This is a genomic window from Pseudomonas sp. UTLPPB19802 (genome assembly GCF_059730225.1).
Genome location: NZ_AP048545.1, coordinates 5532224 through 5545101, shown reverse-complemented (window position 1 = coordinate 5545101; position 12878 = coordinate 5532224). Strand labels below are relative to the sequence as shown.

Below are 12878 nucleotides of genomic sequence, written 5' to 3'. Positions count from 1 at the left end.
GTCAACTAATCCCGGACACCTCGATTGGTCTGTCCCGGAGCTGGTGGACAGGTAGTTAAGAGCTACTGCTCGCATTTCGCCGCTCAAACTCCATCGGACTGAGATAGCCCAACGTCGAGTGGCGACGGCGGTGATTGTAAAAGCGGATGTAGTCGAACAGGTCGGTTTTCGCCTCCTGGTAGCTGGCGTAGCGAGTTAGGTACACCCGCTCAGCTTTAAGCGAACGGAAGAAGCTCTCCATCGCGGCGTTGTCCCAGCAGTTCCCCGGACGTGAATGGCTGGGCACGATTCGATGTCGCCGAAGCAAGGCCTGGTAGTCGTACGCGCAGTATTGGCTGCCACGATCGAAGCCGGTGTGGCCGAAGGCTCGCTGAGCATTGCCGGGGAGCCCTACGCGGTGGCTCAGAGTCTCTACCAGCTTTGGGTCGGCGCCAGTGTCATGGTCAAGATCGCCCGCAACACCCGGCCTTTCGACACTGCCCTGGCCGTCACGCGGCAAATCCTCAACCTGAAGTGACCGGGCCGGCACGCGTTTGCGTGCCGCGTGGTGCAACTTGCCTGCTCACCCTCATTCCCTGATCTGAATCCTGCGGTCGGCGCGCAAAAAAATGACAGCCACTACTAGACGACCGGTCTATTCGATTGTCGCTGTACTGAACATTCCACTCTCCAAGAAACAGGACACGCAAATGAAAATCCTCATGGTACTGACCTCCCACGACACCCTTGGCGACACCGGTCGTAAAACCGGTTTCTGGCTCGAAGAACTGGCCGCGCCGTACTACGCGTTTCTCGACGCCCATGCCGAAGTGGTGCTGGCTTCGCCGAAAGGTGGCCAGCCGCCGCTGGACCCGAAAAGCAACGAGCCGGCGTTCCAGACCGAGCTGACCCGCCGTTTCGAAGCCGATGCCGCGGCCACCGCTCAACTGGCTCGCACCGTACGGCTGGACAGCGTGTCGCCGGCCGACTTCGATGCCGTGTTCTACCCAGGTGGCCATGGTCCGCTGTGGGACCTGGCCGAAGACGCGGACTCGATCCGCCTGATCGAGGCGTTCCTGGCCGAGGGCAAGCCTGCCGCGCTGGTGTGCCATGCGCCCGGCGTGTTGCGCCATGTGAAAAAGCCCGACGGCACGCCGCTGGTTCAAGGCAAACAGGTCGCCGGCTTTACCAACAGTGAAGAAGAGGCGGTCGGCCTGACCGAGGTAGTGCCTTTCCTCGTTGAGGACATGCTCAAGGAACATGGCGGCCTGTATTCCCGAGGGGACGACTGGGCTTCCTACGTGGTCAGCGATGGCCTGTTGATCACCGGGCAGAACCCGGCATCGTCGAGCGAAGCCGCGCAGGTGCTGATTGCCCAACTGAACGGCTGACGAGAAGTCCGCGCCGTTGGGCGGCGTGCAAGCCACGCCGCCCCTGAACTACCCATTTGAAGGATGCCAAGCATGCACCACCCGTCTCTGTTCCAACCGCTTACCCTGGGGCCGCTGGTCCTGCAGAACCGTATCGTCATGCCGCCCCTGACGCGCCAGCGCAGTGGCCAGTCTGGCGATGTACCGACGTCGCTGATGGCTCGTTACTACCAGCAGCGCGCCAGCGCCGGGCTGATCATCAGCGAAGGGACCCAGATCGAACCCCAGGGCCAAGGCTATGCCTGGACCCCCGGAATCTACAGCCAGGCGCAGATCGATGGCTGGCGCACGGTGACGGACGCCGTGCATGCCGAGGGCGGCGTGATCTTCGCCCAGTTGTGGCACGTTGGCCGGGTGTCCCACCACGCCCTGCAACCTGGTGGCGCAGCACCGGTCGCGCCATCGGCAATCCAGGCGCAGAACGTCAAGGCCTTCATCGAAACTGCACCGGGTACCGGTGAACTGGTCCAGCCTTCGTTGCCGCGAGAGCTGAGCGTTGCCGAGATCCAGGCACTGGTCGAATCTTATGCCCAGGCCGCACGCAACGCCCTGGAGGCAGGCTTCGACGGCGTCGAGATCCATGCGGCCAATGGGTACCTGGTCAACCAGTTCATTTCCACCCACGCCAACCAGCGCACTGACGCCTATGGCGGTTCCCTCGACAACCGCCTGCGCTTCCTGCGCGAAGTGGTGCAGGCCGTCAGCGCCGTGACCGGGCCGGAGCGGGTGGGGGTGCGCTTCGCACCGCTGTTCACCAGCACCGAAGAGGATCGTGTCTATATCGGTTTCGTTGAAGACGATCCGCACCAGACCTACCTGGCCGCCGTGAAGGTCCTCGAAGACATCGGCATTGCCTATCTGTCGATCGCCGAGGCCGATTGGGCCAATGCCCCCGACTTGCCGGAAACCTTCCGCCGCGCCGTGCGCAGTGCGTTCAGTGGCCGCATCCTCTATGCCGGCCTGTACACCGCGGAACGTGCTGCGCGCATGGTCGAGGCGGGCCTGGCCGACTTCATCGCCTTCGGCCGGCCGTTCATCGCCAACCCCGACCTGCCGCAACGTATCGCCCACGGCTGGCCGCTCAACCCGCTGCAGTCCGCCGGCCTCTATGGTGGCAGCGAACAAGGCTTTATCGACTACCCGCGCTACAGCGCCATTGAAACCCAGGCCCGGAACGAGGCACTCGCATGAATACAGGTATCGAAGGAAAAGTGGTCTTGATCACCGGCGCCTACGAGCAAGCGATCCCGGCCGCCTCACCAAACCTTCTGAGTACAGCCGCCGGTTCGCCTGGAACCCGCCACGGGGCATGGGCAGGACGTCGAGATGCGACGTTGCGCCCAGGCCCCGTGGCGGTTGCGGCTCAACTGTTTCTCACTGCCTGCAACACACCCGCCGAGCGCTGGCGCAGCAGGCCGGTGATCAGCATCGCCCCCGCGACCGCCGCGGTCATCAGGGTCTCGTAGCGATACGATTCGCTGAACAGCATGTAGCCCAAGACCAGCGTGATCAGCCCGATCACCAGCCAGGTGAGCCACGGGAACAGCCACATGCGCAGTTCCAGCTGGCGGCCTTCGCGGTCGGCGCGGCGGCGCATGCGCAGTTGCGAGACGGCGATCACCAGGTACACCAGTAGGGCAATGGCGCCAGTGGTAGACAGCAGGAAGCCGAACACCTGGCCGGGGAACAGGAAGTTGATGCCGCAGCCGACGAAACCGGCCAGGGTCGAGATGCTCACGGCCACCACCGGCACGCCACGGCGCGAGATATAGCGCACGGCGGCAGGGCCGTCGCCACGGCTGGCCAGTGAGTAGACCATGCGCGAGGCGGTGTAGAGGCCGGAGTTCATGCAACTGGTCACGGCGACGAACACCACGATGTCGACCATCAGCTTGGCGCCTGGCACATTCAGCACCTCCAGTGCGCGCTGGAACGAGCCCACTTCCACCAGGCGCGGATCATTCCAGGCCACCAGGGCGACCACGAAGAAGATCGAGCACAGGTAGAACAGGGCGATGCGGTACACCACCAGGTTGGTGGCGCGACGGATCTTCGCCTGCGGGTTCTCGGTTTCGTCGGCGGCGATGGTGACGATCTCCGCGCCGAAGAACGAGAAGATGGTGATCAGTACGCCGCCCAGCACGGCACCAAAGCCATGGGGCATGAAGCCGCCGTTGGAGAAGATCTGGCCGATGCCCGACACCTGCGGCGCCAGCGGGAACACCCCGCACACCGCCAGTGTGGCAACCACGATGAAGCCGACGATGCCGATGATCTTGACCAGCGCGAACCAGTACTCGAAGGCACCGAAGTTGCTGACGCTGACCAGGTTGGTACCGGCCAGCACCACCATGATCAACAGCGCATAGGCCCACGACGGCAGCAGAGGAAACCAGGCATGGAGAATGTCGGCGCCGGCAATCGCTTCCACCGGAATGATCAGCACCCAGAACCACCAGTACAGCCAGCCGATGGTGAAGCCGGCCCAGGGACCGATGGCTTCGCTGGCGTAGGTGGAGAACGAGCCGCTGTCGGGATTGGAGATGGCCATTTCGGCGAGCATGCGCATCACCAGCAGCACCAGCAGGCCGGTCATCGCGTAGGACAGCAGAATGGCCGGCCCCGCCGTGGCGATGGCCTTGGACGAACCGATGAACAGGCCGGCGCCAATGATGCCGGCAATCGAGATCATCGAAACCTGCCGCGCGGACAGGCCTTTTTTGAGCGAGCGCTCAGGAGTATGGGAAGCCATTGCAGACCCTCAGGTACAAGAAGTAGGCGTGCGGCAGATCCGGTTTGCGGTCCTGCCGAGGGAGTGGAGCGTCAGGCGTTGCCTGGCCTGTGCCCGATCCGTCTGCGTGTTCGAGGGGTGAGCGCAAGCAGCGCTACGAAAGTGAGTTGAGTCATGGTGATCGTGTCCTGTTTTAGCGAGTACTTTCGGCAGAAAGTGCAGTAATGGTTTTGTTGTTGTCTGGCAGGGACGACGTAAGGGTTTACAGTACGACGCGCAGGCACTGGCCCGCGTGGTACAGGCCGAAGCCGGTGTCGTAGGCGGTGCTGCGCAGTCCTCGGGCGCTGACCGGGTTGGCGTTGGAAAAAGGCACGGGCAAAGCTTCTTTGTCTTCGCCCAGCAGGTATTCGGCCAGGGATTTGCCCACCAGTGTTCCGGTGGTCACGCCACGGCCGTTGTAGCCGGTGGCCGCGACCAGCCCCGGTGCCGGCTCGAACAGTCGCAGCAGGTGGTCGGGGGTGAAACCGATGCGGCCGGTCCAGGTGCACTGCCAGTCGAGCTTGCCCAGTTGCGGGAAGTAGTGGCCGGCGATGCGGTCGGCCCAGCGGCGGATGAACCACAGCGGGTAGTTCGCGGCATTGCCCAGGCTGCCCAACAGCAGGCGGCCCTCGGCGTCACGACGGATGCTCGATAGCACGGTGCGCGTGTCCCAACTGCCCTGACCGCCCTTGAGCACCTGGTCGGCTTCGGGACCGGACAGCGGTCTCGAGGCCACCTGATAGTAGTAGCCGGCGTAGATATGCTTGCTCACCTCGGCCCATTCGCCTTCGGTGTAGGCGTTGGAGGCGATGATGACCTTCCCGGCGCGCACCGAGCCCATGGCCGTGCTGACGCGCCAGCCGTCCTCGGTGCGGGCCAGGCCGGTCACCGCCGAGTCTCCGTACAGTTGCGCGCCGCGTTGCGTTGCTGCCAGTGCCAGGCCCGAGGCATAGGCCATCGGGTTGACAGTACCGGCGCGATAGTCGAGAAGGGCACCGGAAACCTTGTCGGTGCCGCAGGCGTCGGCGCACTCGAGGCCGGTCAGCAGTTCCAGCTTCGCCCCACGGCGTTGCCATTGTTCGACACGGCTGCGCAGGTCGGCGAGCCCGGTGGCGTTGTGCGCCATGTGCAGGGTGCCGGTGCGGGTGTCCTGGCAATCGATCCCGTAGCGGTCGATATGCTCGAACACCAGCGCCGGAGCCCCTCCCAGGGCGCGATTGAGGGTGTCGCCCGCAGCTTTGCCGAGGACTTTTTCCACGTCATCCGGTGGCACCCAGGTGCCGGCGTTGACCAGCCCGACGTTACGCCCGGAGCCGCCGTGCCCGACTTGGTGGGCTTCGACGATACACACCGTGCGACCTTCCTCGAGCAGTCTCAGCGCCGCCGATAGCCCGGTGAAGCCGGCGCCGATGATGCAGACATCGGCGACATGCTCGCCGATCAGCGGGGCATGGGCGGGGCGTTGGGGAGTGGCCAGTTCCCACAGACAGGCCTTTTGCAGTTGCGGCATCGAAGTGACTCCTGGTTTCAACGCCATGAAAGAAGCGGGGCCAGCGACTGGCGATGGCCCCGGATAACGGTCAGTCGAACACGATGCCCTGGGCCAGTGGCAGCTCAAGGGAATAGTTCACCGTGTTGGTCTGGCGTCGCATGTAGCCTTTCCAGGCATCGGAGCCGGATTCACGACCGCCGCCGGTTTCCTTCTCGCCGCCGAACGCGCCGCCGATTTCCGCACCGCTGGTGCCGATGTTGACGTTGGCGATGCCGCAGTCGCTGCCGCTGGCGCTCTGGAAGGCTTCGGCCTCACGCACGTCGGTGGTGAAAATGCACGACGACAGGCCCTGGGGCACTTCGTTGTTCAGGCGCAACGCCTCTTCGAAGTCGTCGTAGCCGATGACGTAGAGAATCGGTGCGAAGGTTTCATGGCGCACCACGGCGGACTGGCCCGGCATCTCCACCAGCGCGGGGCTGACGTAGTAGGCGTTCGGGTACTGCTCGGCGAGCTGACGTTCGCCGCCGAACACCTGGCCGCCTTCGTCACGGGCCTGGGTCAGGGCGTTCTGCATGGCGGCGAAGCTCTGCTGGTCGATCAGCGGGCCGATCAGGTTGCCTTCCCGTGGGTCGCCGATCCGCACCTTGCCGTAGGCGGACTTGACCCGCGACACCACCTCGGCCTTGACCGAGTTGTGCACGAACAGGCGGCGCAGGGTGGTGCAACGCTGGCCGGCAGTGCCGACGGCGCTGAACAGCACGGCGCGTACGGCCAGGTTCAGGTCGGCGCTGGGGGCCAGGATCATCGCGTTGTTGCCGCCCAGTTCGAGGATGCTGCGGCCGAAACGCGCGGCGACCCGCGGACCGACTTCGCGACCCATGCGGGTGCTGCCGGTGGCGCTGACCAGGGCGACGCGGGCGTCGTCCACCAGCGCTTCGCCAGCCTGGCGATCGCCGATGATCAGCTGCGCCAGGCCTTCAGGCGCTTCGCCGAAACGGGCCAGGGCCTTCTCGAACAGCGCCTGGCTGGCCAGGGCGGTCAGCGGGGTCTTTTCCGACGGTTTCCAGATCACCGCATTGCCGCACACCAGTGCCAGGGCGGTGTTCCAGGCCCAGACCGCGACCGGGAAGTTGAACGCGCTGATTACCCCGACGACGCCCAGTGGATGCCAGGTCTCACGCATGTGGTGGCCTGGACGCTCGGAGGCGATGGTCAGGCCGTACAACTGGCGGGACAGGCCGACGGCGAAGTCGCAGATGTCGATCATTTCCTGGACTTCACCCAGGCCTTCCTGGGTGATCTTGCCGGCTTCGATGGACACCAGCTCGCCGAGGTCGGCCTTGTGTTCACGCAGTACTTCGCCGAAGACCCGTACCAGTTCGCCACGGCGCGGAGCCGGCACCTTGCGCCAGGCTTCGAAAGCGTTCTGGGCGGTGGCGATGCGCGACAGCACCTGCTCGCGATCTTCCAGCTTGACCGAGCCGATACGGCTGCCGTCGATAGGGGTGTGTACGGCGTAGTTGCCTTCGCTATAAGCGTGGGCGGGAACCCCCAGGCGTTGCAGCAGTTGACTGATCATGATTCGACTCCTTTGGCGTGACGACAGGAACAATTGACGTGGGTCAGTATCCGTGCCGAAAGCGTGGCCGAACAAACGAGCAAAATTCCAAATATCATTCTTTTTTGGAATTCAAATGGGTGAGGGGCTTTGGGTTAAGGCTGATTTATCCCAGCTTTAATCTCTAGAAAAGGGGCTGTCGACAGGGTTTTGCTTTTGAAATTTAGACTTCATGACTGAAAGGAATGAATCCGCGACTATTTATCGTTTGTCTTGCCCACGTCTGCTCGCTTGAATGGAGACACTTTCACCAGCAACGGCAGCAGGCCATGAATCAGGATTGCATCAGCCAATCGATCAACATCGTCCACCCCGTGGAACTGACCCACGGGTTTAACGCCGAAGTCTGGGACAGCGCCGGCAAGCGCTACATCGACTTCATCGGCGGTATCGGCGTACTCAACCTCGGGCACTGCAACGAGGCGGTGGTCGCCGCCATTCGCGAGCAGGCCGGGCGCATGACCCACGCCGCGTTCAACGCCGTGCCCCATGACCAGTACGGTGCCTACCTGCGGGCGTTGGCCGCGTTCGTGCCGGTCAGCTATCCGCTCTCCGGCATGCTCACCAACAGCGGTGCGGAAGCGGCGGAAAACGCGCTGAAGATCGTCCGCGGCGCCACCGGGCGCAGCGGCGTGGTCGCCTTCGATGGCGGCTTTCATGGCCGGACCCTGGCGACCCTGAACCTCAACGGCAAGGTGGCGCCGTACAAGCAGAAGGTCGGCAGCCTGCCGGGGCCGGTGTTTCACCTGCCGTACCCCAGCGTCGATACCGGCGTCACTGTCGAGCAGGGCCTCAAGGCATTGGAACGCCTGATCAGCGTGGAAATCGCGGTCGAGGAAATCGGCGCGATCTTCATCGAGCCGGTGCAGGGCGAGGGCGGTTTTTTGGCCCTGGATGCGGGCTTTGCCAAGTCGCTGCGGGCCTTCTGTGACAGCCACGGCATCGTGCTGGTGATCGACGAAGTGCAGTCGGGCTTTGGCCGCACCGGCGAGCGCTTTGCCTTTACCCGGCTGGGCATCGAGCCCGACCTGCTGTTGCTCGGCAAGAGCATGGCCGGTGGCGTGCCGCTGGGGGCCGTGGTCGGGCGCCGGGAGCTGCTCGACGTCCTGCCCAGGGGCGGGTTGGGTGGCACCTATTCCGGTAACCCGCTGGCCTGCGCCGCAGGCCTGGCCACGCTCGGGCAGATGACCGATGCGAACCTGTCGCGTTGGGGAGAAGTGCAGGGCGCGACGATTGCCCGCTATCACGCGGCCTGGAAGGAACGTTTTGCCTGCGTCGGGCGCCTGACCGGTGTCGGTGCGATGCGCGGCCTGGAACTGGTCAATGCCGATGGCAGCCCGGCGCCGCAGCATCTGGCCGCGGTGTTGGCCAGTGCCCGCGAAGCCGGCCTATTGTTGATGCCCAGTGGCAAGGCTCGGCATATCATCCGCTTGCTGCCACCGTTGACCACCGAACCGGCCATTCTGGAAGCCGGCCTGAACATCCTCGAACAATGCCTGGCGCAACTGGCCTGAGCGGAGACCTGCCTGATGAGCACTTTTGTTTCCCCCGATCGTATTCGTGCCGACTTTTCCCGGGCCATGAGCGCCATGTACCAGCAAGAGGTGCCGCTGTATGGCGACCTGATGCAACTGGTGGCCGAAACCAACAGCCGCACCCTGGCGGCGCAGCCGGCGGTGGCGCAGGCGCTGGCCCATACCGGCGAGCTGGAGCGGCTGGACCTGGAGCGCCACGGCGCGATCCGCGTCGGCACCGCCGTGGAGTTGGCGACCCTGGGCCGTCTGTTCGCGGTCATGGGCATGCAGCCGGTGGGGTATTACGACCTGACTGCGGCGGGTGTGCCGGTGCATTCGACGGCCTTTCGCGCGGTGGGCGAGAGCGCCTTGCGCGCCAGCCCGTTCCGGGTGTTCACCTCGTTGTTGCGCCTGGAGCTGATCAAGGACGTCGAACTGCGGGCCTTTGCCGAGCGCACCCTGGCAGCGCGGCAGATCTTCACCCCGCGGGTGCTGGAACTGATCGCCCAGGCCGAGCGTGATGGCGGCCTTGATGAATCGGCGGCCAGCGAGTTCGTCGCCCAGGCCCTGGAAACCTTCCGCTGGCATGGTCAGGCCACCGTCAGCCTGGCCGACTACCAGCGCCTGGATGGCGCCCATCGCCTGATTGCCGACATCGTCGCGTTCAAGGGACCGCACATCAACCACCTGACACCGCGTACGCTGGACATCGACCAGGTGCAGGCCGACATGCCGCGCCGTGGCATCACGCCCAAGGCCGTGATCGAAGGTCCGCCACGGCGCAACTGCCCGATCCTGTTGCGCCAGACCAGCTTCAAGGCGCTCAACGAGGCCATCGATTTCGTCGGCACCCAGGGCGTGGAGCAGGGCAGCCACTCGGCGCGTTTTGGCGAGATTGAACAGCGTGGCGTGGCGCTGACCCCGAAAGGCCGGGCGCTGTACGATGCCCTGTTGGCCGAGGCCCGCGAGGCGTTGGGCGGGTTCCCGTCGGAAGCCAATGCCCCGCGCTATAGCGAACTGCTGGCCGAGGCGTTCAAGGCCTTCCCGGATGACTACGAGACCCTGCGTCGCGAGCAACTGGCGTTCTTCCGTTACCGCGCGACTGACCAGGGCCGGGCGGCCGGCAACTTGTCCGGGGAGGTCGAGGCGCTGCTGGCCAGCGGTGACCTGGCCTATGAACCCCTGGTGTACGAGGACTTCCTGCCGGTCAGTGCCGCAGGGATCTTCCAGTCCAACCTCGGCGACAATGCCCAGGCGCACTATGCGGAACTGGCCAACCGTGATGCCTTCCAGAGCGCGTTGGGGCGGGAGACCCTGGATGAGTTGCAGATTTACCAGCGCACTGAGCAGGCGTCGTTGCACAGCGCTCTCGACACATTGGGGGTGGGTGCGCCGAGCGCATAGGCAAAGGCCCTCCGGGGCCTTTCTTCATGACCCTCGACCTTGAACGGCATCGGGAAACACAAGGCGCATGGATGTGGCGGCACTGCCCGCCTTCTGGGCCATGGATCTGTTGGGGCGGGAATCGCTGCATCTCGGTTTCATGAGCCTGCCCGTGCTGGTGCCGGGAGTTTGGCTGGGCTCACGGATTGCACAACGGGTAGAGGAAGCAGTGGCTCGCAAGGTGATCATCGCACTGCTGCCGTTGCTCGCCCTGGGCAGCTTCATTTGATGGCTCGCAGCGGTTTCTCTTCCGATCCCGGAAAATAGGTGAGAAGCAGCCCGGCGGGCTGCTTCACTCAGCGTCAGATCTGTGCCTGGCCGCCGTCGACGAACAGTTCGGTGCCGTTGACGAAGCTGGAATCGCTGGAAGCGAGGAACAGCGCGGCACTGGCGATCTCTTCCGGTTCACCCACACGTCCTTGCGGAATCTGCGACGCCAGGTAGTCCAGCAGGCCTTGCTGCTGCGCCGCGTCCGGGCCGGCCAGGTCGACCAGGCCAGGTGTACGGGTGGCACCGGGGCTGATGGTGTTGACGCGGACGTTGCGGTCCTTCAAGTCCAGAATCCAGTTGCGGGCGAACGAGCGGACGGCGGCCTTGGACGCGGCGTACACGCTGAAGGCAGCAGTGCCGGAGCTGGCGGCGGTGGAGCCGGTGAGGATCACCGAAGCGTTGTTGGCCAGCAGTGGCAGGGCTTTCTGCACGGTGAACAGCACACCCTTGACGTTGCGGTTGAAGGTGTCGTCGTAGTGCTCTTCGGTGATCTGTCCCAGTGGCAGCATCGAACCGCCGCCGGCGTTGGCGAACAGCACGTCGATCTGGCCGCGCTCGGCCTGGATGCGCTGGTAGAGGGCGTCGAGCTGGTCGAGGCGGGTCGAGTCGACCTGCACGCCGGTGGCGTTGCCGACCAGGGCCACGGCGGCGTCCAGTTCGGCCTGGCGGCGGCCGGTGATGTAGACGTGGGCGCCTTCCTGGGCGAAGCGTTTGGCGGTGGCCAGGCCGATGCCGGTAGTGCCGCCGGTGACAACTGCGATTTTGCCTTCAAGTTTGCCGATCATGATGTTTCTCCAAGTGGTTGATTGCTGCGATGGGAGAATCGTATCGGTGACTCGAATAAATCAAAATAGAAGTGTCGGAAAGTCATCGTTTCATAAATGAAATGATGCGCCGCCGAAGCCGGTTGACACGCAAACCTCGATTTCCTATTTTGTATCCAGTGCTGCATGCATTTGCGTTCATGCTCGGCTGAAAGCGGCTGGACTGCGCACAAATGCCTACCCCGACACCGTTGCGATCCGTCCATAACAAAACAAAAGCGAGGAGCTGTCGTGCCCCCAATCGTCGTCGTAGGTGCTGGAATCATCGGTACCACCATTGCTTACAAACTCCAGCGGCACGGCCAGCCTGTAGTCCTGGTGGACAAGGATGAGCCAGGCAAGGGGGCGTCCTTTGGCAACATGGCGAGCATCGCCGTCACCGAGTTCATGCCGGCCTCACGTCCTGGCATCTGGTCGCAGATGCCCAAGTGGCTGCTCGACCCGGAGGGCCCGATTGCCATTCGGCCCAGTTACCTGCTCAGGCTCATGCCCTGGTTCCTGCGCTTTCTGTCGGCCAGCCGGCCGTCCAAGGTACGGGAGTTGGAGGCAGCGGGTGCCAAGCTGTGTTCGCGGGTGCATGAGGACCTTGCTGAGCTTCTCAAGGAAACGGGGCTCGAACACATGATGAGCCACGAAGGTTGCCTGAGCCTCTACACCGACGAAGCCGAATTTCGCGCCGATCGTGAGCATATCGAAGTTCTCGAGCGCTTCGGTTTTGCCCACGAACTGCTCGACCGTGACGCGCTCCAGGCACTCGAGCCGGCCCTGGGTTCGCAGATCGGCAAGGCCGTGCTCTTTCCGGAAAACCGTTCGATCGCCGACCCCTACCAGTTGGTCGTGCAACTGGTCGAACAGTTCAAGGCCCTGGGCGGAACCGTGGTGAAGGGCGAGGTGGTGCAGTTCGACCATGCCGGCAGTGCGGTCGCCGCCGTGCGCCTCAAGGATGGGCGTGCGCTGGAGGCGCGGGACGTGGTGCTCGCGGCCGGCGCCTATACCGCGCGGCTGTCGGCGCTGCTGGGCGAGCCGATTCCGCTGGAGACGGAGCGTGGTTATCACACCCAGGTCATGGCGCCGGGCATTGCCATGAAGCACTCGATTATCTGGCCCGCCAAGGCCTTCATGGTCACCCCCACCGCAGGGGGTATCCGCATTGGCGGAACAGTGGAAATGGCCGGGCTGGATGCGGCGCCCAACTATCGTCGTGCCGAGATCCTGGTCAAGCGCGCGCAGGAGGCGTTACCCGGTCTGAAGGTGGAAGGCACGTCGCAGTGGATGGGGCACCGCCCGGCACTGCCGGACACCGTCCCGGTGATGGGACGTTCCGCCGTGCGCGGCAATGTCTGGTACGCCTGCGGTCACGGGCACCTGGGCCTGACCTATGCCGCCACCACGGGCCGGCTCATGCTGGACCTGATGACCGGCCAGCAACCACCGATCGACATGTCGCCCTATCGCGTCGATCGCTTCTGAATGGGCGACGAGTTCCGTGTGGTTTTTTCGCCGATGGTTCGTCACTCTTCTACAGGCGCGGTGACAGT

The 12878-nt window shown here is 64.2% G+C and carries 11 protein-coding genes and 1 pseudogene; 7 read left to right on the top strand and 5 right to left on the bottom strand.

What is annotated here, in order from left to right; translation table 11 throughout:
* Positions 1 to 55 precede the first annotated feature (55 nt).
* Positions 56 to 346, bottom strand: a pseudogene (locus AC6I6U_RS23990) (integrase core domain-containing protein); the annotation flags it as partial.
* Between AC6I6U_RS23990 and AC6I6U_RS23985 the strand changes: the two are divergent.
* The 3 genes from AC6I6U_RS23985 to AC6I6U_RS23975 all read left to right on the top strand — a co-directional run bounded on the left by AC6I6U_RS23985 (position 293) and on the right by AC6I6U_RS23975 (position 2600).
* A complete protein-coding gene (locus tag AC6I6U_RS23985; RefSeq protein ID WP_497883162.1) occupies positions 293 to 517 on the top strand; it encodes a hypothetical protein in 225 nt (74 codons plus the stop codon). The pseudogene AC6I6U_RS23990 and the gene AC6I6U_RS23985 overlap by 54 nt on opposite strands.
* 172 nt (positions 518 to 689) lie before the next feature.
* Positions 690 to 1370, top strand: coding sequence for a type 1 glutamine amidotransferase domain-containing protein (locus tag AC6I6U_RS23980; RefSeq protein WP_497878494.1), 681 nt, complete (start codon positions 690 to 692; stop codon positions 1368 to 1370).
* Positions 1371 to 1442: 72 nt separating this feature from the next.
* On the top strand, positions 1443 to 2600 hold the full coding sequence (locus AC6I6U_RS23975; RefSeq protein ID WP_497878493.1) for an alkene reductase: 1158 nt from the start codon (positions 1443 to 1445) through the stop codon (positions 2598 to 2600).
* A 172-nt stretch (positions 2601 to 2772) separates the two neighbouring features.
* Here AC6I6U_RS23975 and AC6I6U_RS23970 read toward each other — a convergent pair whose 3' ends face one another.
* The 3 genes from AC6I6U_RS23970 to amaB all read right to left on the bottom strand — a co-directional run bounded on the left by AC6I6U_RS23970 (position 2773) and on the right by amaB (position 7250).
* Positions 2773 to 4161, bottom strand: a complete 1389-nt coding sequence (locus AC6I6U_RS23970) for an amino acid permease (protein WP_497878492.1) — start codon at positions 4159 to 4161, stop codon at positions 2773 to 2775.
* A 241-nt stretch (positions 4162 to 4402) separates the two neighbouring features.
* On the bottom strand, positions 4403 to 5689 hold the full coding sequence (gene amaA, locus AC6I6U_RS23965; RefSeq protein WP_497878491.1) for an L-pipecolate oxidase: 1287 nt from the start codon (positions 5687 to 5689) through the stop codon (positions 4403 to 4405).
* A gap of 70 nt (positions 5690 to 5759) precedes the next feature.
* On the bottom strand, positions 5760 to 7250 hold the full coding sequence (gene amaB / locus AC6I6U_RS23960) for an L-piperidine-6-carboxylate dehydrogenase (protein ID WP_497878490.1): 1491 nt from the start codon (positions 7248 to 7250) through the stop codon (positions 5760 to 5762).
* 308 nt (positions 7251 to 7558) lie between these two features.
* On the opposite strand from amaB, the gene AC6I6U_RS23955 reads away from it, so the two are divergent.
* The 3 genes from AC6I6U_RS23955 (at position 7559) to AC6I6U_RS23945 (ending at position 10475) form a co-directional block, all read left to right on the top strand.
* Positions 7559 to 8803 (top strand): 2-aminoadipate transaminase, encoded by a 1245-nt coding sequence (locus tag AC6I6U_RS23955; protein WP_497878489.1) that lies wholly within the window; start codon positions 7559 to 7561, stop codon positions 8801 to 8803.
* A gap of 15 nt (positions 8804 to 8818) precedes the next feature.
* Complete coding sequence (hglS, locus tag AC6I6U_RS23950) at positions 8819 to 10207, top strand: 2-oxoadipate dioxygenase/decarboxylase HglS (protein WP_497878488.1); 1389 nt, start codon at positions 8819 to 8821, stop codon at positions 10205 to 10207.
* A gap of 67 nt (positions 10208 to 10274) precedes the next feature.
* Complete coding sequence (locus tag AC6I6U_RS23945) at positions 10275 to 10475, top strand: hypothetical protein (protein WP_497878487.1); 201 nt, start codon at positions 10275 to 10277, stop codon at positions 10473 to 10475.
* Between the two features lie 73 nt (positions 10476 to 10548).
* Here the strand turns inward: AC6I6U_RS23945 and AC6I6U_RS23940 are convergent, their stop codons facing one another.
* Positions 10549 to 11301, bottom strand: coding sequence for an SDR family NAD(P)-dependent oxidoreductase (locus AC6I6U_RS23940; protein WP_497878486.1), 753 nt, complete (start codon positions 11299 to 11301; stop codon positions 10549 to 10551).
* A gap of 270 nt (positions 11302 to 11571) precedes the next feature.
* On the opposite strand from AC6I6U_RS23940, the gene AC6I6U_RS23935 reads away from it, so the two are divergent.
* Positions 11572 to 12810: an NAD(P)/FAD-dependent oxidoreductase gene (locus tag AC6I6U_RS23935; protein ID WP_497878485.1), complete on the top strand. Its 1239-nt coding sequence runs from the start codon at positions 11572 to 11574 to the stop codon at positions 12808 to 12810.
* The last annotated feature ends 68 nt before the right edge of the window (positions 12811 to 12878 follow it).

Excerpts from the sequence above, each read along its gene's own strand:
- AC6I6U_RS23985 (WP_497883162.1), top strand. The coding sequence starts at position 293 with ATGTCGCCGAAGCAAGGCCTGGTAGTCGTACGCGCAGTATTGGCTGCC.
- AC6I6U_RS23980 (WP_497878494.1), top strand. The coding sequence starts at position 690 with ATGAAAATCCTCATGGTACTGACCTCCCACGACACCCTTGGCGACACC.
- AC6I6U_RS23975 (WP_497878493.1), top strand. The coding sequence starts at position 1,443 with ATGCACCACCCGTCTCTGTTCCAACCGCTTACCCTGGGGCCGCTGGTC.
- AC6I6U_RS23970 (WP_497878492.1), bottom strand. The coding sequence starts at position 4,161 with ATGGCTTCCCATACTCCTGAGCGCTCGCTCAAAAAAGGCCTGTCCGCG.
- amaA (WP_497878491.1), bottom strand. The coding sequence starts at position 5,689 with ATGCCGCAACTGCAAAAGGCCTGTCTGTGGGAACTGGCCACTCCCCAA.
- amaB (WP_497878490.1), bottom strand. The coding sequence starts at position 7,250 with ATGATCAGTCAACTGCTGCAACGCCTGGGGGTTCCCGCCCACGCTTAT.
- AC6I6U_RS23955 (WP_497878489.1), top strand. The coding sequence starts at position 7,559 with ATGAATCAGGATTGCATCAGCCAATCGATCAACATCGTCCACCCCGTG.
- hglS (WP_497878488.1), top strand. The coding sequence starts at position 8,819 with ATGAGCACTTTTGTTTCCCCCGATCGTATTCGTGCCGACTTTTCCCGG.
- AC6I6U_RS23945 (WP_497878487.1), top strand. The coding sequence starts at position 10,275 with ATGGATGTGGCGGCACTGCCCGCCTTCTGGGCCATGGATCTGTTGGGG.
- AC6I6U_RS23940 (WP_497878486.1), bottom strand. The coding sequence starts at position 11,301 with ATGATCGGCAAACTTGAAGGCAAAATCGCAGTTGTCACCGGCGGCACT.